Here is a 19,426-nt window from a genome sequence, read left to right as displayed (position 1 = left end):
CGTGTCCGCCTTCAACGACCCGGAGCCCGACCTCGACCGGGTGATGTCCTTCTTCGCCGAGGACGCCCGCTACCTGCCCGGTCACGGCCCCGAACTGCGTGGCCTCGCGGCGATCCGGGCGGAGTTCGCGCCGCAGTTCGCCGGCCGCTACGGCGCGATGACCTTCGACGTGTACGACCGGGTGATCGACGAGTCCCGCGGCCGGGCCACGATCCGCTGGGCGTGCCGACTGGACCTGACCGGCGAGCACGGTCGGCGCGCGATCCCGCCGCTGCGGTGGTTCGCCCGGATCCGCCACGGCGGCCGCGTCCAGCGGCACGGCCTGGACGTCTTCCACTTCGATCCCGCGGGGCGGATCACCGGCAAGTTCACCTACGCGACGTTCCGCCTCCCCCTCTGGGAACGGGCGCGCTGACGAATCCGCCGCACCGCCGCCGGCACGGGCCTCATCGCGGCCGGTGCGCGAGCACGCGCGGTCGCGACCCGTCCCGGCCGGGTGGCGGCGGGATCTCGCCCGAACCCCGCTGGACGAGGGTGGCAGGGACGACCGCGTGCGTGGGTGGGGACTGCTCGCCCGTGATGCGGTTGAAGATCAGTTCCGCGGCCTTGCGGCCGAGGGCGGGGACGTCCTGGCGCAGCACCGTGACGCCGGGTTCGAGCATGTCGGCCAGGGGGAAGTCGTCGAAGCCGATGAGCGCGACCGAGCGGTGCAGGTCGCGGTCGCGCAGGGCGCGCATCGCGCCGACGGTGACCAGGTTCTGCGCGGTGAACAGCGCGGTCGGCGGCTCGTCCAGGTCGAACAGGGCCGCGGTGGCGGTCGCCGCGGCGTCGGGACCGCGCAGGTCGGTGCGGACGAGTTCCGCGCGCAGGGTCAGACCGGCGCGGGCGAGCCCCTCCAGGTAGCCGGTGTAGCGCTCCTGGCTGGTCCACAGCGTCTGGCGGTCGCCGAGGAAGGCGATGCGCCGGTGACCGAGGCCCGCGAGTTGGAGCACGGCCTCCCGGGAGCCGTCGCGGTTGGTGGTGGTGACGCTGTCGGTGCCGTCGAACGTCGGCGGACGGTCCACCAGGACCATCGGCGTGCCCCGTTCGCGTTCCTGCTGGAGGGCGTCCTGGTGGCCGCCGGCGGCCATGACGACCACGCCGTCGACGCGGCGGGTGGCCAGGGAGGTGAGCAGTTCGCGCTGGAGTTCCGGGTCGTCCTCGCTGCTGCCGGCCAGCACCAGCACGTCGTTCTGCCTCGCCCGGTCCTCGACCGCCCGCAGGAGGGCGGCGTCGAAGGGGTTGGACAGGTCCTCCAGCAGCACGCCGATGGTGGCGCTGCGCCGGTCGGCGCGGCGCAGGCTGCTGGCGGTCAGGTTCGGCCGGTAGCCCAGGGTGCGGGCGGCCGCGCGGACCCGTTCGACGACCTCGGGGCCCGCGCCGGGCAGGTCGTTGATCACCCGCGACACCGTCTTCGTGCTGACCTTGGCGAGCGCGGCGACGTCCCGCATGGTCGGCTCCCGCCGTGCACCCCGTACATCCATGGACCCCTGCCCCATTCTGAGTAACGCTTGCGTAACGGCGGCTTGTCGTGACCTGGACCACGAAGCTAGCGTCAACGATGACTTAACGAAAGCCCCACTTCCTCGGAGCGTCCTGACGGGGCCGGAAGTACGGCTATTTCCACTGCTGACCGCGTAACGGATACCCGCACGGGAACTCGTCGTGCCCGGAGGTCTGTTACGTCAACGTTGACGTAGGAGGAGACATGACCGGACGGTCGCGGATGGGCGTCAGGCTCACGGCGCTGGTGTCGGCGTCCTTGCTGGCGCTGGTCACCGGGTGCGGGGACGGTGGCGACGCGGCCGGTGGCGGCACGCTCGTCGGACTGGTGACCAAGACCGACACGAACCCGTTCTTCGTGAAGATGAAGGAAGGCGCGCAGCAGGCCGCGAGCGGCACGGGTGCGGCGGTGCAGTCGTTCGCGGGCAAGCAGGACGGCGACAACCAGTCCCAGGTCGACGCGGTCGAGAACCTGATCGGCGCCGGGGCCGAGGGCATCCTGATCACGCCCAACGACTCCAAGGCCATCGTGCCGTCGGTGGACAAGGCGCGGCAGGCCGGGCTGCTGGTCATCGCCCTGGACACCCAGCTCGAACCCGCCGACGCCGCCGACGCGACCTTCGCCACCGACAACTACCGGGCCGGGCTGCTGATCGGTCAGTGGGCGAAGGCGAAGTTCGAGGCCGAGGGCAGGCAGGCGAAGATCGCCCTGCTGGACCTCAACCCCAACCAGGTGTCCGTGGACGTGCAGCGCGACCAGGGCTTCCTGGAGGGCTTCGGCGTCGACGTCGAGGACAAGGCGAAGATCGGCGACGAGGACGACCCGCGCATCGTCGGCCACGACGTCACCGACGGCGCCCCGGAGGGCGGCCGGACGGCGATGGAGAACCTGCTCCAGAAGGATCCCGGGATCAACCTCGTCTACACGATCAACGAGCCCGCGGCGGCGGGCGCGTACGAGGCGTTGAAGGCCGCGGGCAAGGAGAAGGACGTCACGATCGTCTCGGTCGACGGCGGCTGCCCCGGTGTGCAGAACGTCAAGTCGGGGATCATCGGCGCGACCTCGCAGCAGTACCCGCTGAAGATGGCCCAGCTGGGCGTGGAGGCGATCGCGAAGTTCGCCCAGGACGGCACGAAGCCGCAGAACACCGCGGGCAAGGACTTCGTCGACACCGGCGTCACCCTGATCACCGATCAGCCGGCGACCGGCGTGGAGTCGAAGGACTCCGCCTGGGGCCTTGAGAACTGCTGGGGCTGAGACATGTCGACGACGTTGTCCAAGAGCCACCCGACCGGCGGCAACCCGTTCGACGGGAACACCGGGCGCTCGCCCCTCGCCCGGCTCCAGCACCTGCTGCACTCGCAGGCCACCATCGGCCCCGCCGTGGTGCTGCTGGTCTCGGTCGTGGTGTTCGCCCTGCTGTCCGAGCGGTTCCTCACCCCCGGCAACATCTCCCTGGTCCTGCAACAGGTCGCGGTCATCGGCACCCTCGCCGTCGGCCAGACCATCGTCATCCTCACCGCCGGCATCGACCTGTCCTGCGGCGCGATCATGGTGCTCACCTCGATCGTGATGGCGAAGGTGGCGGCGGACACCGGGCTGCCGGGCCTGCCCGCCCTGCTGCTGGGCTTCCTGGTCGGCACGCTGTGCGGCCTGCTCAACGGCCTGCTGGTCACGCGGCTGAAGCTGCCGCCGTTCATCGTCACCCTCGGCACGCTCAACGTGTTCTTCGCGCTCAACCTCTGGTACTCCGAGAGCGCCACCATCCGCGGCACGGAGATGCCGTCGCTGCTGCTGTGGACCGGTGAGACGTTCGCCATCGGCGGCACGCGCATCACCTACGGCTCGGTCATGATGGTGGTGCTGGTCGCCGCGATGGCGTTCGCGCTGAAGAACACCGCGTGGGGTCGGCACGTCTACGCCACCGGCGACGACCTCGAAGCCTCCCGCCTGTCCGGCATCCGCACCGGCCGCGTGCTGCTCAGCGTCTACGCGGTGGCAGGTCTGGTGTACGCGCTGGCGGCGTGGGTGCTGATCGGGCGCATCGCGTCGGCCAGCCCGCAGGCCGGGCAGCTGGACAACCTCGACTCCATCACCGCCGTGGTCATCGGCGGCACCAGCCTCTTCGGCGGGCGTGGCGCCATCGTCGGCTCGCTCATCGGCGCGCTGATCGTCGGCGTGTTCCGCAACGGCCTCGCCCTGGCCGGCGTGGACGTGCTGTGGCAGACCATGGCCGTCGGCGTGCTGATCATCGTCGCCGTCTCGCTGGACCAGTGGATCAGGAAGGTGAAGCCGTGACCACGCCCGTCCTCCAGGCCCGCGGCCTGGTCAAGCGGTACGGCAGGGTCACCGCCCTGGCCGGCGCCGACCTCGAACTGCTGCCCGGCGAGATCCTGGCCGTCATCGGCGACAACGGCGCCGGGAAGTCCAGCCTGATCAAGGCGCTGTCCGGGGCACTCGTCCCGGACGAGGGCGAAATCCTGGTCGACGGGGAGCCGGTGTCGTTCACCTCGCCGATCGACGCCCGGGACGCGGGCATCGAGACGGTGCACCAGTCCCTGGCCGTCTCGCCGTCGCTGGACATCGCCGCCAACCTGTTCCTCGGCCGCGAGCGCCGCCGCAAGGGCGTGCTCGGGACGGTGTTCCGGATGCTCGACCGCAACGGGATGCGCGAGGAGGCGCGGCGGCAGCTCGACGCCCTGGGCATCATGACCGTCCAGAACCCCGCCCAAGCCGTCGAAACCCTGTCCGGTGGCCAGCGGCAGGCCGTCGCCGTGGCGCGGGCCGCCGCGTTCGGCAGCCGCGTGGTGATCATGGACGAGCCCACCGCCGCCCTCGGCGTCCGCGAGTCCCGCGCGGTGCTCGACCTGGTCCTCCAGGTCCGCGACCGCGGCCTGCCGGTCATCCTGATCAGCCACAACATGCCGCACGTCTTCGAGGTCGCCGACCGCGTCCACATCCAACGCCTCGGCCGCCGCAAAGCCGTGGTCGACCCGAGGACCATCTCCATGTCCGACGCGGTCGCCATCATGACCGGCGCGATGGAGCCGCCCGACCAGGTCGCCTGACACCTCACCCCGGCTCCACCACCGCTTCCCCGACAAGGAACAGGACATGATCATCGTTGCCGGCGAGGCGCTCGTCGACCTGGTGCCCGACCGCGTCGGCGGCTACCGTCCCCTCCCCGGCGGCAGCCCGGCCAACACCGCCGTCGGCCTCGGCCGGCTCGGCACGCCGACCGCGCTGCTGGCGCGCCTGGCCGACGACCGCCTGGGCGCGCTGCTGCGCGCCCACCTGGAGACCTCCAACGTCGACCTCCGCCACACCGCCGAGTCGACCGCGCCGACCACGCTCGCCGTGGTGGACGTCGACCAGCACGGCGTGGCCGACTACTCCTTCTACATCGACGGCTGCGCCGACGGCGGCTGGCAGCCGGCCGACCTGCCGGCCGCCCTCCCGCCGGACGCGGCACTGCACGTGGGCGGCTCCTTCGCCCTCGCGGTCGAGCCGATGGCCGGCGCGTTCGAGACCCTGCTCTCCCGCGAACACCCCCACCGGGTCATCAGCCTCGATCCCAACATCCGCCCGGTGCTCATCCACGACCACGCGGCCGTGCGCGCCCGGCTGCGGCGGTGGCTCGGCATGACCGACATCGTCAAGGTCAGCGCCGACGACCTGCGGTGGATCGCACCCGACCGCCCCCTGGCCGACGTCGTGGCCGAGTGGCACGAACAGGGACCGGCGCTCGTCGTCGTCACCCGCGGCCCCGAAGGCGTCCACGCCTCCAGCCCCACCGGTCAGGTCGACCTGCCCGCCCTGCCCGTCGACATCACCGACACCGTCGGCGCCGGGGACGCCTTCACGGCCGGCCTGCTGGCCGCCCTCGACCGCGACGACCTGCTCACCCGCACCAACCTGACCACCCTGACCCACGCCGAACTCACCGACACCCTCACCTACGCCCAACGCGTCGCGGCCATCACCTGCACCCGCCCCGGCGCCGACTCCCCGTGGTTCGACGAACTGCTCCCCGCCGAGGTCCGGCCGGCGACCTGCTGAACGCGGCCGGTCACCCGAGGCGCGCTCCCTCTTCCCACAGATGTGAAGTGAGGCAAGCATGCCCAGATTCACCCTGACGAGAGCACTGTGGCGTCGCGTCACCACCCTGTCGGCAGTGGCGGCACTGGTCGTCACCTCGGCGATCGCCGCCCCCTCGGCACAGGCGGCGCCCTACCCGGAGTACCCCTACGACGCGACCGACTACAACGAGCCGTTGCGCGGCCAGTTCCACTTCAGCTCGCAGGGCGGCTGGATGAACGACGTGAACGCGCCGCTGTACCACAACGGCGTCTACCACCTGTTCTACCAGCACAACCCGCACAGTTCGCAGTGGGACACCATGCACTGGGGCCACGCGACCAGCCCGGATCTCGTGCACTGGACCCAGAAACCGATCGCCCTGGAACCGGGCCTGCACAACGCCACCCTGTTCTCCGGCGGCGGCTGGGTCGACCACAACAACGCCACCGGCCTCAAGACCGGCGCCGACGCCCCGATCCTGCTGTTCACCAACACCAACGGCGTCTCCATCGCCCACAGCACCGACGGCGCCCGCACGTTCCGCATGTACAACGGCGGCGCCAAGGTCATCTCCACCCCGTACGAGTCCCGCGACCCGAAGGTCTACTGGGACGCCGCGCGCAACCGCTGGGGCATGGTCTTCTGGGGCAACGAGGGCGGCAACACCGCCAAGTTCTACAGCTCCACGAACCTGCTCAACTGGACCTACCGCGGCGAGTACCGCGCCGACTGGCTCTTCGAGTGCCCCGACCTCTACCAACTCCCGGTCGACGGCAACACCGGCAACCAGAAATGGGTCTTGCAGGACGCCAGCGGCGAATACGTCATCGGCACGCTGAACAGCGCGGGCGTCTTCGTGCCGGACGCCGGCTGGTCGCGTCCACAACGGATGGACGTGGGTCGCACCGACTTCGGCGGGACCGCCTACGCCGGCCTCACCTTCACCAACACGCCCACCAACCGGGTGGTCCAGATGTTCTGGCAGCCCGGCAACAAGGGCAGCACCTGGACCGGCAACGCCTCCTTCCCCGCGCAGCTCGGGCTCAGGACGTTCCCCGAAGGCATCCGGGTGACCCGCAACCCCGTCGGTGAGATCTCCACCATCCGCCAACCCGCGCAGACGTGGACCAACCTGACCATCTCCAACGACCTCGTCACCAACCCCTTCAACGGCACCAGCGCCGACACCTACGAGATCGAGGCGACCTACGACCTCACCGGGGCCACGGCCACCGACTTCGGCTTCGAACTGCACCGCCGCGCCAACGGCACGCGCGACGCCGCGATCGGCTACGACCGCGTCCGGCAGACCCTCGCCGACGCCCCCATGCCACCGGTGAACAACCGGGTCAAGCTGCGGGTCCTCGTCGACCGCGGCCAGCTGGAGACCTTCGGCAACGACGGCAGGGTCTCCGTCACCGACAACGTCAACTTCGACTCCTCCAGCGGCAGCCTCGGCATCCGCGCCTACGCCAACAACGGCACGGTCCGCATCGAATCGCTGACCTTCCGGCGGCTGAGCAAGGCGTGGACGAACGCGGCGGGCGGACCGGACCAGGGCATCGGCACGATCAAGTGGAACGGCACCAACAAGTGCGTCGACCGCGACAACGCCACGGCCCTGGTGAACATCCGGGACTGCTGGAACGGCACCAACCAGCGCTGGACCTTCACCGCCGCCGGGAAGATCAAGATCGGCAACGAGTGCCTCGACCAGCCCGGCGAGACCATCGGCAACGGCGCGAAGCTCAAGACCTACCCGTGCTGGGGCGGTGACAACCAGCGCTGGATCCGCATCGGCGCCAACCAGTACCAGAACGCGTGGTCCAAGCGCTGCCTCGACCTCGCCGAAGGCGACGCCACCAACGGCCGCCCGGTGCAGGTCTGGGACTGCGTCGGAGGCCCGAACCAGCAGTGGAGCACGCCGACCGGCTGAGGCCGGCCGCCGGATCACCGGCCCGGGGCCGGCCGGACCGCACGAGCCGTCAACTCGTCGGGGTGCTCCTCCGGTGGTGCCACGGGCGACTTCCCTCGGAGCCCGTCGGACCGTGCCGGGACAGGCTCCGGGCCACCGGGGGGAGTTCGAGCGCGGCGCGGTGGGTGGCATCGGGTGCCGCGTCGGCGACCAGGGTGGTCGCGTAGTCGCGGAGCAGGGGGTGGAAGGCGTACCGGCCCGCCGTCGGCTGGTCGAGCAGGTGCGCGTCCACCAGGTCCTCCAGGAGGCGGTCGGCCTGCTCGACCGTGGTGCCCGCGAGCACCGCGGCGGCGCGTGGTTCGACATCGGCACCAGGGTGCAGGCTCACCAGCCGGAACATGCGGCACTGCTGGCTGTCGAGCGACAGGTAGGAGGTCTGGAACGCGCCGGCGATGGTCTTGCCGTCGGCGCGCAGACCGTGCAGCCGCCACCACCGGTCGGCGAGGCGCTCGGCGAGGTGGGCCGGCGACCAGCTGGCCCGCGAGCGCAACCGCGCGCCCGCCATCCGGACCGCGAGCGGAAGCCTGCCGCAGAGTTCGACGATGTCCGCGGCCAGCGGTGTCGCCGCCGGATCGGCCAGGCCCGCGGCGCGGTTGAGCAGGCGGACCGCGTCCGCGGTGGGCGGGACGGCCAGGCGGAGCGGTCGGGTGTTGGCGAGGGTGAGCAGGTCGCGACGGCTGGTGACCAGGACCAGGCAACCGGGTGCGGCGGGGATCAGCGGCTGGACCTGGGCCGCCGCGGCGGCGTCGTCGAGCAGGATCAGCACCCGCCTGCCCGACAGTTCGGAGCGCAGGAGCGCGGACCGTTCGTCCACACCGTCCGGGATGCGGTGGGCGGGTACGCCGAGCGAGCACGCCAGCCTGCGCAGCGCCTCCGCGGGCTCGACCGGTCTCGTCCCGGCGTCGAAGCCGTGCAGGTCGAGGTGGAGCTGGCCGTCGGGGTAGTGGTCGCGGACCCGGTGTGCCCAGTGGACGGCCAGCGCGGTCTTGCCGACGCCCGCCATCCCGCTGATCACGCTGACCACCGGCGCCCCCGCGTGGGTGTCGGGTGCGCGGCGCAGCACACCCGTCAGCCGGGCCAGCTCGTCCTCGCGGCCGATGAACGCGGCGACGTCGGGCGGGAGCTGCGCGGGCGCCGGCGAACCCGGTCCGCTCGGCTGCCCGGTGGGTTCGACGGCGGCGGGTCTTTCGACGACGCGCTGTTGTTCGGTGGTCAGCAGCGCGTCACGGAGTTGGTCCACCTGTGGTGACGGGTCGATGCCGAGTTCGGTGGCGAGGGTGTCGCGCAGGTTCTCGTAGGACTTGAGGGCCTCGGCCTTGCGACCGGATCGGTGCTGGGCGGTGATGAGCTGGGCCCACGTTCGCTCCCGCAGCGGGTCGGACGCCACCAGCCCGCGCAGCTCGCCGATCAGCTCCGCGTGTTTGCCGCAGGCCAGGTCGCAGTCGATGCGCACCTCCAGCGCGACCTGGTGCAGCTCGGTGAGCCTGGTGGCCTCGCCCTCGATCAGCGCGCTGGCCGGCACGTCGGCGAGCACCGGGCCGCGCCAGTGGACGAGCGCGTCGCGCAGCAGGGCGGCCGCCCGCTCCGGGGCGCCGTCGCGCAGTTCCTGCCGACCCGCCTTGACCATGGACTCGACCAGGCTCGCGTCGACGTCCTGTTCGTCCACCACCAACTGGTAGCCGGGAGCGCGGGTGACCAACAGGTCCCGGCCGTCCACACCGAACGTCCGGCGGAGCCTGCTGACCAACCGGTGGACCTGGTTGGTGGAACCGCTCGGGGCGCCCTCGGGCCACAGCTCGTCGACGAGCTTCTCGGTCGACACGACCTGGTTGGGGTTGCACAACAACGTGGCGAGCAGGGCGCGCGCTTTCGGCGCGCTCACGCCTACCCAGGCCGTCCCGTTCCAAACCTCCAATGGCCCCAACACCTTGAACCGCATGCCAGGCCCCCCGACTCGGAGTCCAACAGGGAGCTCAACTTAAACCAGGGACAAGCACAGCAAAAGCACAGAGCGCGAACAGCGCGCTGTGCGAGGGTGGGGGTCGACGAGCACAGTGTTGCCCGACCAGGGCGAACGCCACCGGATTGGACGATTCGTGACCCATGTCGCAGATCCACCGCTGGCGGCCACTCGACCGGCCGCCCGGCTGTCCGCGTTCTACGCGGACGCGGTCGGCGACCTGGAGGCATCCGACCCCGCCCTGCTCCACCTGCTCGGCGACGAACTCGTGCGGCAGCGGGACACGTTGGCCCTGGTCGCGTCGTGCAGCCCGGCGAGGCCCGCCGCGCTGCTGGCGGAGGGGAGCGCGTTCGCCAACGTCACCGCCGAGGGGTACCCGGGGCGGAGGTTCCACGCGGGCTGCGTCAACGTCGACAAGGTCGAGCAGTTGGCCATCGACCGGGCCGTGCTCGCGTTCGGCGCCCGCTACGCCAACGTGCAGCCGCACTCGGCGAGCACCGCCAACCAGGTGGTGATGACCTCGCTGCTGGAGCCGCACGACCCGATCCTGGGCCTCGACCTGGATGCGGGCGGCCACCTCAGCCACGGGGCCCCGGTCAACGTCTCCGGGCGCGTGTTCACCGCGTACGGCTACGGGCTCGGGCCCGACGGGCTGATCGACTACGACGAGGTCCGCGCCAAGGCGCGCGCGCACCGGCCCCGGCTCATCATCGCCGGGACGACGGCCTACCCGCGGGTGCTCGACTGGGCGGCGTTCCGGGAGATCGCCGACGAGGTGGGCGCGTACCTGCTCGCCGACATCTCGCACATCGCCGGTCTCGTCGTGGCCGGGCTGCACCCCTCGCCGATCGACCACGCGCACGTGGTGACGACGTGCACGCACAAGCAGCTCTACGGTCCCCGCGGCGGCCTCGTCCTGCTCGGCGAGTCGGCCGACCTGCGGCTGCCCGGCGGCCGCACGCTCGCCCAGACCATGCAGAGCGGTGTCTTCCCGCTCATGCAGGGCGCGCCGATCGTCAACAGCATCGCGGGCAAGGCGTACGCGCTCGGGGCCGTGACCGGCCCGGGTTTCACCGAGACGATGGGTCGGATCCGCTCGCTCGCGGCGGCGCTCGCGGCGGAGTTGGTCACGCGCGGTGTCCGGGTGATCTCGGGCGGTACCGACAACCACATCGTCGTGGCCGACGTGCTGTCCTCGTTCGGCATCACCGGGATCAACGCCGAGAAGGCGCTGGAGGAGTGCGGCGTCCTCGTGAACAAGAACCGGATCGTCGGCGACGCGCACCCGGCGCAGGTGGCGTCCGGGGTGCGCTTCGGGAGCAACGGCATGGCGGCCCGCGAGTTCGACACCGACGACGTGACCCGGGTGGCCGACCTGGTCGTCGAGGTGCTGACCGCCACGCGGGCCACCTCGAACACCACCTACGAGCTGCCCGCGGAGCTGCGGGAGCGCACCGCGGCGCTGGTCCGGGAGATGTGCCGGCGCAGGCCCGTCGCCGGATACCGATGACGTGACGGAGGGGCCGCGATGAGTGCTGGGGGACCGGGGGCCGTGGAACGGGGAGCCGTGGAAGAGGGCACCGCGGCACAGGTGCGCCGCTACTACGAGCGCGTCGACGCGGGCGAGGTCGACGGGCTGCTGGCGCTGTTCGCGCCGGACGTCGTCTACGACCGGCCCGGGTACCCCGTCATGCGCGGCCGGGACGCGCTGGCCGAGTTCTACGGCGGGCAGCGGGTCATCTCCTCCGGTACGCACACGCTGGAGCAGGTCACCGCCGAGGAGTCGGTGGTGGCGGTGCACGGCGAGTTCGCCGGGGTGCTCAAGGACGGCAGCGAGGCCAAGCTGCGCTTCGCCGACTTCTTCACCCTCGCCGCCGACGGCCTGATCTCGCGGCGGATCACCTTCTTCCACGCTCCGGTGGTGTGACCATGACCGACAACCCCTCCCGAATCCGCTCGGTGGTCGACGGCGCCGAGGTCGCGGGCGGGACCGTGTTCTCCTCGCGCAACCCCGCCACCCTGGACGACGTGGTCGCCGAGGTCGAGCTCGCGGGCGCGTCGGTGCTGCGCGACGCCTGCGCGGTCGCCCGGCGGGCGCAGCGGGAGTGGGCCCGCGTGCCGGCCCCGGTGCGCGGGCAGGTGCTGGGCGCCTTCGGCCAACTGGTCCGCGCCAACAAGGACGAGCTGGCCCGGCTGGTCACCAGGGAGATCGGCAAGCCGCGGGCCGAGGCGCTCGGCGAGGTCCAGGAGATCATCGACACCTGCGACTTCTTCCTCGGCGAGGGCAGGCGCCTCTACGGGCAGACCGTGCCCTCGGAGATGCCGGACAAGCAGCTGTTCACCTTCCGCGTGCCGGTCGGGGTCGCCGCGATCGTCACCGCGGGCAACTTCCCGGTGGCGGTACCGTCCTGGTACCTCGCCCCGGCGCTGCTGTGCGGCAACGCGGTCGTCTGGAAACCCGCGGAGTACGCCGCCGCCTCCGCCAGGGCACTGGCCGAGCTGGCCTGGCGGGCGGGGGTGCCCGCGGGCGTGCTGAACGTCGTGCACGCCGACGGGGAGTCCACCTTCGACGGCCTGGAGCTGGCGCTGGGGGAGGGCCTGGTGGACAAGGTCGGCTTCACCGGCTCCACCGAGGTCGGCAGGCGGGTCGGCGAGCTGTGCGGCCGGTTCCTCCAGTCCCCGTGCCTGGAGCTGGGCGGGAAGAACCCCATGGTCGTCGCGCCCGACGCCGATCTCGACCTCGCGGTGGAGGCGGCGCTGTTCTCGGGCTACGGCACCGCGGGCCAGCGCTGCACGTCGTTGGGCACCGTGCTGGCGCACGTCGACGTCCGCGCGGAGTTCGTGCGGCGGCTCACCGACGCCGTGCGGTCCGCGCCGGTGGGCGACCCGACCGGGGAGGTGGTGTACGGACCGCTGCTGGACGAGCGGTTCGCCCGGTCCTTCGAGGACGTGCTCGGCTGGATCGGTGACCACCACGCGGTGCTCGGTTCGACCGCCACCGGGCGGATCACCGCCGCGGCGCCCCGCGACGGTTTCCTCGGCGACCCGTCGAACGGGCTCTACTACCACCCGGTGCTGCTCGACGGGGTCCGCCCGGACGACCGGGTCTTCACCGAGGAGGCGTTCGGGCCGATCGTCGGGGTCACCGGGTACCGGACGCTGGACGAGGCGATCGAGCTGGCCAACGCGCCCGGCTACGGCCTCTCGTCCGCCGTCTACACCAACGACCCGGCGACCGCGTTCCGGTTCCGGCAGGGCGTCGGCGCGGGCATGGTCAGCGTGAACAACTCCACCTCGGGCGCGGAGGCGCACCTGCCGTTCGGCGGCAACGGGCGGTCCGGCAACGGCAGCCGCCAGTCCGGGATCTGGGTGCTGGACCAGTTCACCCGGTGGCAGTCGATGAACTGGGACTTCTCCGGGGCGTTGCAGAAGGCGCAGGTGGACGTGCTCACCATCGAACCGGACCTGGACTACCGGCTCCCCACCGCCTGGACCGGGCAAGGCTGATCCCGCTCGCAACCGGGATCGGCGAAGGTGCGCTGGACGATCGTGCGACCGTGCCCGACGACCCAGTCGGGCAGCGCGCCGAGCACCTTCGCCACGTCCGGGCCGGTGGACGGGAACACCTGGTCGACCTCGATCCGGACCGGGCCGGTGCGCTCGATCGCCGCGGTGTGGCCGCCGGGCCTGCCGACGAGGTCGAGCACGGCCTCGCCGCCCTCGAAGGGCCGGCCGTCGATCGAGCGGACCGCGCCGGTCACCGTGATGCGGACCAGGCTCGCCGGGTTCGGTCCGACGGCCACCCGGAGCGGTTGGGTCGGTCCGGCGGTCGTGAACTCGACGGTCCCGGACGGGGCCCGCACGTCTTCCGCGACGAGCGCGCCGTCGACGACGGCCAGACCGGTCCCGGCCGCCACCTCGTCCACCAGGCCGAGGGCCTGCGGGGTGTGGAAGTCCCGCCCCTCCAGCTCGATCCGCGCGGGCTCACCGTCGGTCTGGGTGTGGAAGGCGGCGACGTACTTGGGGTGCTCGGCGTCGTAGGGCGTGGAGAACGCCCCGATCACCAGGCCGACCGCGGTGATCGCGGTCGCGGCCGCGACGAACCGCCGGACGTGGCCCGCGTGGAACACGAACGGCGCGAAGGCGACCGCCAGCAGGACGCCCACGACCGCGACCACCACCCCCAGGACCGGGTCCATCGGGATCGCGGTGGGCAGCCTGCCCAGCTGCGGCACCGCCAGCTCCAGCAGGCCGCGCGCGAACTCCGCGACCAGCAGGCACTGCGCCGCCGTGGTCAGGACGAGCGGGAGCGCCCGCCACCGCTCGGGCAGCACGACGGCCGGCCCGAGGGACACGACCAGGAAGGCGCTGCCGACCCACAGCAGGTAGCCGGGTCCGAAGTCGAGCCAGGCGGTGGCGACGCCGAGCGCGGTGACCACCGCGGCGTTGCCCAGCAGGACCACCTCGGCCCCGTCGTCGCGGTCCGGGGCGCGGCGCAGGGCGCGGCGGCGCAGGAGGACCTGAGGCAGCAGCGCGCCGACGACGGTGGGCGGGAGCAGCGCCACGTACACCAGCCACGGCTTCGCGTACCAGGCGTGCGAGCCGCCGACCAGCCACAGGGCGCCGCCCACGACGGCGCCCGCCGGCACCGCGAGCAGGACGCCGAGCAGCGCCGCGGCGGCCGAGGCGACCACCCGCCGGGCCGGGACGGCCCAGGACCGGCCCGCCCACCACACCAGCACGACCAGGGCGAGCAGCAGCGCGAGGGTCCAGACCTTCGTCACCACCGGGTCGAACGTCACCCACCACCGCGACTGCACGTCGACGTAGGCGGGGTTGGGCGCCTCGCCCGCGACCTCGGCGCCGTCCGCCACGTCCCCGGCGAACCGGGTCACCAGGTCGACGTACGCCTGGGCCACCCCGGGCCCGATGCGCTCGACCCGGTCCGCCGGCGTGTGGTAGGCGTAGCCGTCCCCGAACACCGCGTAGTCGAGGCCGGACCACCCCTCCGCGCGCCACACCCTGCTGTCCGTGTCGGAGTTGATCAGGCCGGCGTCGAACAGCTCCTGACCGACGACGGTGCCGTGGGGCCGGGGCGTGTCGCCGACCAGCTCGATCATCCCGCCGTCGTCCTCGCCGGCGTGGAACATGATCGGCAGACCGGACGACCCGACCGCCTCCAGGTTCAGGTACCAGCGGACGGTCTTCGCCCACGGGTGCTGGAGGAAGGCGTTCGAGCCCGCCAGCCCCACTTCCTCGCCGCCGTTGAACAGGTAGACCACCGAGCGCTGCCGGTCGACGCCCGCCAGCTCGCGGGCGGCCTCGATCAGCGCGCCGACGGCGACCCCGTCGTCGGCGGCGCCCGGTCCCTCGAACGCGGAGTCGACGTGGACGTTGACCAGCAGGGCGTCGTCACCGGCGCCCTGCTGCCTGGCCACCACGTTGTCGACGGTGTACGCGATGTCGCGGTCGTCGAACCGGGAGGTGCCCGACGCGTTCTGGCGCTGCACCTGCAACCCCGGGATCGCCTCCAGCTCGCGGGCCACCAGGTCGAGGCCCCGCGCCAACGCCTCGTTGCCGACCACCCGGGGGCCGAGTTCCTGCAACTCGGACACGGTCGCGAGCGCGCGCCTGCCCGCGTCGCCGTCGGGTGCGGGCTTCACGTTCAGGTGCGCGAGCAGGAACGGCGCCGCGACGAGCAGGCCGATGACCGCCCACGTGAGCGCGTGTCGGCGGTCCCGGACCGCGGCACGGGTCGAATTCAGCACTGTTCCAGCCTTCGCGTAGTCAGCGTTCTCCACCGGGGGCGGTCACCGGGCCGGGGGTGGCGGCACCGTCCGCAGCCAGGACCGCAGTTCGCGCTCGACCTCGGCGGGTCGCTCCAGCACGAGCATGTGCGCGGTGTCGGCGATCCGGACCAGCTCGGCCCGGGGGCAGTCGCGCTCGACCGCGGCGGACATGGCGATCATCCCGCTGGTGTCCGCCTCGCCCACGAGGACCCGCACCGGGCAGGCCAGCTCGGACAACCGCCCGGCCGCGGGCGGGTCGAGCGCGGTGAACCCGGGGGTGTCGCGCTGCTGGGCGTAGTTGACCCGGGACATCTCGGCGATCCAGGCGCGCAGCTCCGCCCGCTCCTCGGCCGCGTCCCTGGTGGGCCCGTCGACGAACAGCCGCAGCTCGTTGTCGATGAGGTCCTCGACCTCCCACGCCTCGTCGGCCGCCTCGATCGCGGCCTGCAACGCCCGTTCCGCGTCGGTGGCGGGCGCGTCGAAGCCGGAGACGTCCGGCGCGACGAGGAACAGCCCGCGCACCCGCTCCGGGTGCGCCAGGGCGAAGTCGATCGCGATCCGGGCGCCCCGCGAGGTGCCGACCAGGACGGCGGAGTCCAGCCCGAAGGCGTCCAGCACGGCGGCGAGGTCGGCGAGGTCGGAGTACGGCCCGCCGAGGTCGGTGGTCGAGCGGCCGAAGCACCGGCAGTCGTAGGAGACGACGAACGCGTCCTCGTGCAGGGCCGCCGCCAGCGGGTCCCACATCCGCGAGTGCGCCAGTCCCGAGTGGATGGTCACGACCGCGGGCAGGCCGACCGCCCCACCGGCTCGGGCGTGCAGCCGACCACCCGGGACGGTCACCGACCGCTCTCCCGCCGTCACCGGGCCCCCGCGCCCAGGTGCCGGTCGGCGACGAACCGGGCGACGTCCTCGACCTGGTCCAGCAGGTACATGTGGCCATCGTCCCACAGCCGGGTCTCGACACCGCCGTCGGTCAGTTCGGCCCACCGCGCCAGGTCCGCTCCGTCCACTTCGGCGTCCTCGGCCCCGCTCAGCGCGACGACCGCCGAGGACAGCCTCGGGCCCTCCCGGTAGCGGTAACCCAGCGCCATCGAGTAGTCGGCGCGCAGCCCGGGGAGGACCAGCTCCACCAGTTCGGGCAGCTGGTCCAGCTCCGGTGGCGCGGAACCGTTGACCCTGAGGTCGCGCAGGATCTCCTCGTCGGTCGGCGCGGGCCGGGCGGGCAGCGTCTGCGGCGCGGCCATGCCGGACACGACCAGGCAGCGGACCGGGGTCGAGCGCTCGTGGAGCAGCCGGGCGACCTCGAACGCCACCAGCGCGCCGAAGCTGTGCCCGAACAGGCTCGTCGGCCGGTCGTCACCGCCCAGCTCGTCGGCGAGGCCGCGGACGAGCAGGTCGAAGTCGGTGACCGGGTCCTCCAGCATCCGGCGCTCCCGGGCCGGGAGGTCGGGGACCCACAGCTCGACCCGCTCGGGCAGCGCGCCCACCCAGTCGGCGAAGGTGGACGGGCCGCCACCCGCGTGCGGCACGCACACCAGGCGGCTGGTCCCGCTGGTCCCGGTCAGTCTGCGCAGCCAGGGCATCGGTGTCGGTCAGCCCCGCACGCTGCGGGGGCGCATGTCCGTCCACACCCGCTCGATGTGGTCGAGGCACTCGTCCTTGGTGCCGACCGTCCCCTCCTCCGTCCAGCCCGCGGGGAGCGCGCGATCGATCGGCCAGACCGAGTACTGCTCCTCGTCGTTGAACACCACCGCGTAACCCGCCGGCGCGTCGCTCATCGCCCCACCTCTTCCGTTTGCGTGCTCTTGTCGCGGATGGACCATGCCACGCCGCCGAAGACGGCGCTGACCACCAGGCACAGGACGCCGATCACGGCGACCGTCGTCGCCCCCGAGGTCGCCTCCAGCGCGACGCCCGCGACGAGCAGCGACAGCGGGCGCAACCCGAACGTCGCGACCTGCGCCGTGGTCGTCACCCTGCCGAGCAGCTCGTCCGGGGTGAGGTGGGCGCGCAGCGTCGTGTAGAGGATCGCCGACACCGCCTCGCCGGCACCCGCGAGCAGCGCGACGCACAGGATCAGCGGCAGCGACGCGGTGATCGCCAGGACCAGCAGCGCGACCCCGCTGACCACCGTGCCGCAGACCGTCATCAGCACCGGTCTGCGGTTGAGCCGGGAGGCCGCCAGCGCCCCGATGATCGCACCGAGCGCGTAGGCGGTGATCACCAGTCCCAGCAGCGTCGGCGACCAGCCCAGGTCCTCGCGGATGAGGTAGGTGGCGCACAGGACGACCGGGGCGGTGAAGAAGGTGACCGCCGTCGAGTAGAGCAGGATCGAGCGCAGCAGCCGGTGCCCGAGGATGAACTCGAAGCCCTCCCGGACCTGCGAGCGCATCGACGTCGGCGCGGGCCGGGTGGCCGCCTGCAACGGCCTGCGGATGAACACCAGGGTCAGCGCCGACACCGCGAACGTCACGGCGTCGACGCCCAGCGTCAGGGCGCCGCCGAAGCCCGCCACCAGGACCCCGGCCAGGCTCGGCCCGATCATGTAGCCGAGCGCGTTCCCGATCGCGAGCGTCGAGTTGGCCTCGCCGAGCCGGTCCCGACCGACCAGGGCGGGGATGCAGGACAGGCAGGCGGCCTCGAACACCGCGAACAGCACCCCGATCGGGAACGCGATCGCGTACAGCACCGGCAGCACCGGGACGTCCAGCAGCACCGCCAGCGGCACCAGCGCGACCAGCACCGCCCGCCCCGCGTCGGACCACAGCATCATCCGCCGCCGGTCGAGCCGGTCGGCGAGGGCGCCCGCCTGCACCCCGAACAGCAGCATCGGGAGCGCGGAGAGCATGGCGATGGCGCCCATGTGCAGCCCGGACCCGGTCAGCGCGAGGACGAGCAGCGGCAGGGCGGTCTTGCTCAGCGCGTCACCGAGGGCGGACGCCCCCTGCCCGCTCGCGAACAGGACGAAGTCGCGGTCGCGCAGCAGGCCGGGGCGGGCCTCCGCCGGTGCCGTCACCACCTACTTCCAATCATCCCAGTCCTTGGCGCCGGTGATGTTGTGCAGGCCGCCCTTGAACTTGAAGTACGCCTCCGCGAGGTAGCGCTCGGGGATGCACCGCAGCCAGTCGAAGGCGTTGTTCTCGTTGACGACCTGGTGGCTGTAGGAGATCGAGAAGTCCAGCGACTCGATCGCGTGCCAGTAACCGTTGGGGACGTAGAGGATCTCGCCCGGGTTCAGCACCGTCTCCTCCACGACGACGTTGCGGAACTTCGGGTGCTTCTCCAGCTCCGGGCGGCGGTAGTCCACCGTGGACATGCCGAACTGCCTGCGGAACGCCCGCGGGTACAGCCGGTCGTGCTGGTCCGGCGAGACGAAGTAGCACCGCTTGCGGCCCAGGACCTGGCAGAGGTAGGCCGAGGTCTGCATGCCGTCGGTGTGGAACGGGGTGATCGTCCCCTTGCTGCCGACGAACATCACCGCGGCGAGCCGGGCGGACACGGTCCTGGTCGACGCCTTCTTGTCGCTGCCCCGGTTGAGCAGCTTCCTGGCCGCCCACAGCCCGAGCGCGCGCAGCGGGTTCCCGGTCGGCGTCGCGGGCTGCGCGGGGAAGCGGATGTCGGCCCAGTTGGGCGCCAGGGAGGGCAGCTCGTAGTCCTCCTCCAGGTCGGGGTAGTGCTCCAGCATCTTGTGCACCGGGTAGGCGCGCAGGTACTTGGCCTGGTTGGGCTGCTCGTCGTGCTCGATCTTGTCGAACAGCTCGGTCAGCTCCATCGACTGGAACTTGCCGATCTGGCCCAGGATCACCTTGCTGTCGAGGTCCTGGATGTTGGCCTGGACGTCGAGGTCGCCGAAGAACTTCCGGAAGTAGTCGAGGTCCCAGCGCTCCATCGCGGGCCAGTGGTCCATCATCCCGGTGATGACCACCGGGCGTCGCTTGTCGACGTACTCCCGCTTGAAGTCCTCGGGGTCGGGCCGGTGGACCCGGTCGATGGACTCGATCTTCAGGGTGATGTCGCTCGACATCGTGGGGGCGGGCAGGGCGTCGTCCTGGCGTGCGTCGCTGACGGTCATGGGTCCC

Annotated in this window: 17 protein-coding genes; 9 read left to right on the top strand and 8 right to left on the bottom strand. The window is 72.1% G+C overall.

Annotation, left to right across the window (positions count from 1 at the left end):
- The first annotated feature begins 1 nt into the window (after position 1).
- Positions 2 to 415, top strand: coding sequence for a YybH family protein (locus tag Q5530_RS06665; protein ID WP_415361325.1), 414 nt, complete (start codon positions 2 to 4; stop codon positions 413 to 415).
- A 31-nt stretch (positions 416 to 446) separates the two neighbouring features.
- Here Q5530_RS06665 and Q5530_RS06660 read toward each other — a convergent pair whose 3' ends face one another.
- Positions 447 to 1,490, bottom strand: a complete 1,044-nt coding sequence (locus tag Q5530_RS06660) for a LacI family DNA-binding transcriptional regulator (RefSeq protein ID WP_415361323.1) — start codon at positions 1,488 to 1,490, stop codon at positions 447 to 449.
- A 257-nt stretch (positions 1,491 to 1,747) separates the two neighbouring features.
- On the opposite strand from Q5530_RS06660, the gene Q5530_RS06655 reads away from it, so the two are divergent.
- From Q5530_RS06655 to Q5530_RS06635, 5 genes are all read left to right on the top strand, one after another.
- Positions 1,748 to 2,800, top strand: coding sequence for a sugar ABC transporter substrate-binding protein (locus Q5530_RS06655; RefSeq protein WP_415361321.1), 1,053 nt, complete (start codon positions 1,748 to 1,750; stop codon positions 2,798 to 2,800).
- Between the two features lie 3 nt (positions 2,801 to 2,803).
- Positions 2,804 to 3,841, top strand: coding sequence for an ABC transporter permease (locus tag Q5530_RS06650; protein WP_415361319.1), 1,038 nt, complete (start codon positions 2,804 to 2,806; stop codon positions 3,839 to 3,841).
- Positions 3,838 to 4,611, top strand: a complete 774-nt coding sequence (locus tag Q5530_RS06645) for an ATP-binding cassette domain-containing protein (RefSeq protein WP_415361318.1) — start codon at positions 3,838 to 3,840, stop codon at positions 4,609 to 4,611. Before Q5530_RS06650 ends, Q5530_RS06645 begins: the two co-directional genes overlap by 4 nt.
- Before the next feature lie 46 nt (positions 4,612 to 4,657).
- Positions 4,658 to 5,602 carry a carbohydrate kinase family protein gene (locus Q5530_RS06640; RefSeq protein WP_415361317.1) on the top strand — a complete coding sequence of 315 codons (945 nt, stop codon included), beginning with the start codon at positions 4,658 to 4,660 and terminating at the stop codon, positions 5,600 to 5,602.
- Between the two features lie 115 nt (positions 5,603 to 5,717).
- Positions 5,718 to 7,559, top strand: coding sequence for a ricin-type beta-trefoil lectin domain protein (locus Q5530_RS06635; RefSeq protein WP_415361316.1), 1,842 nt, complete (start codon positions 5,718 to 5,720; stop codon positions 7,557 to 7,559).
- A 49-nt stretch (positions 7,560 to 7,608) separates the two neighbouring features.
- Here the strand turns inward: Q5530_RS06635 and Q5530_RS06630 are convergent, their stop codons facing one another.
- Positions 7,609 to 9,480: a BTAD domain-containing putative transcriptional regulator gene (locus tag Q5530_RS06630; RefSeq protein WP_415361315.1), complete on the bottom strand. Its 1,872-nt coding sequence runs from the start codon at positions 9,478 to 9,480 to the stop codon at positions 7,609 to 7,611.
- Between the two features lie 214 nt (positions 9,481 to 9,694).
- Here Q5530_RS06630 and glyA point away from each other — a divergent pair, with 214 nt between their 5' ends.
- The 3 genes from glyA to Q5530_RS06615 are packed head-to-tail and all read left to right on the top strand — an operon-like array spanning position 9,695 to position 13,065.
- Positions 9,695 to 11,068, top strand: a complete 1,374-nt coding sequence (gene glyA, locus Q5530_RS06625; RefSeq protein WP_415361314.1) for a serine hydroxymethyltransferase — start codon at positions 9,695 to 9,697, stop codon at positions 11,066 to 11,068.
- Positions 11,069 to 11,125: 57 nt separating this feature from the next.
- Entirely contained in the window at positions 11,126 to 11,485 is a 360-nt protein-coding gene (locus tag Q5530_RS06620) for a nuclear transport factor 2 family protein (protein ID WP_415361313.1), read from the top strand.
- Positions 11,486 to 11,487: 2 nt separating this feature from the next.
- Complete coding sequence (locus tag Q5530_RS06615) at positions 11,488 to 13,065, top strand: aldehyde dehydrogenase family protein (RefSeq protein ID WP_415361312.1); 1,578 nt, start codon at positions 11,488 to 11,490, stop codon at positions 13,063 to 13,065.
- Here the strand turns inward: Q5530_RS06615 and Q5530_RS06610 are convergent.
- From Q5530_RS06610 to Q5530_RS06585, 6 genes are read right to left on the bottom strand one after another with little or no spacing between them, the layout of a single operon-like run.
- Positions 13,029 to 15,326 carry a M28 family peptidase gene (locus tag Q5530_RS06610; protein WP_415361311.1) on the bottom strand — a complete coding sequence of 766 codons (2,298 nt, stop codon included), beginning with the start codon at positions 15,324 to 15,326 and terminating at the stop codon, positions 13,029 to 13,031. The two genes, Q5530_RS06615 and Q5530_RS06610, sit on opposite strands and share 37 nt — an antisense overlap.
- Before the next feature lie 42 nt (positions 15,327 to 15,368).
- On the bottom strand, positions 15,369 to 16,187 hold the full coding sequence (locus Q5530_RS06605) for an alpha/beta fold hydrolase (RefSeq protein ID WP_415361310.1): 819 nt from the start codon (positions 16,185 to 16,187) through the stop codon (positions 15,369 to 15,371).
- A 17-nt stretch (positions 16,188 to 16,204) separates the two neighbouring features.
- Positions 16,205 to 16,930 (bottom strand): thioesterase II family protein, encoded by a 726-nt coding sequence (locus Q5530_RS06600; protein ID WP_415361309.1) that lies wholly within the window; start codon positions 16,928 to 16,930, stop codon positions 16,205 to 16,207.
- A 9-nt stretch (positions 16,931 to 16,939) separates the two neighbouring features.
- Positions 16,940 to 17,125 (bottom strand): MbtH family protein, encoded by a 186-nt coding sequence (locus tag Q5530_RS06595; RefSeq protein WP_415361308.1) that lies wholly within the window; start codon positions 17,123 to 17,125, stop codon positions 16,940 to 16,942.
- Positions 17,122 to 18,363: an MFS transporter gene (locus tag Q5530_RS06590; RefSeq protein ID WP_415361307.1), complete on the bottom strand. Its 1,242-nt coding sequence runs from the start codon at positions 18,361 to 18,363 to the stop codon at positions 17,122 to 17,124. The genes Q5530_RS06595 and Q5530_RS06590 overlap by 4 nt, the downstream gene beginning before the upstream one ends.
- Positions 18,364 to 18,366: 3 nt before the next feature.
- Entirely contained in the window at positions 18,367 to 19,419 is a 1,053-nt protein-coding gene (locus tag Q5530_RS06585) for a cupin-like domain-containing protein (RefSeq protein ID WP_415361306.1), read from the bottom strand.
- Positions 19,420 to 19,426: the final 7 nt, after the last annotated feature.

The organism is Saccharothrix sp. BKS2 (assembly GCF_047689505.1).
In the GTDB taxonomy this organism is placed as follows: Bacteria; Actinomycetota; Actinomycetes; order Mycobacteriales; family Pseudonocardiaceae; genus Actinosynnema; species Actinosynnema lopnurensis.
This window is presented reverse-complemented; position numbering and strand designations above follow the sequence as displayed.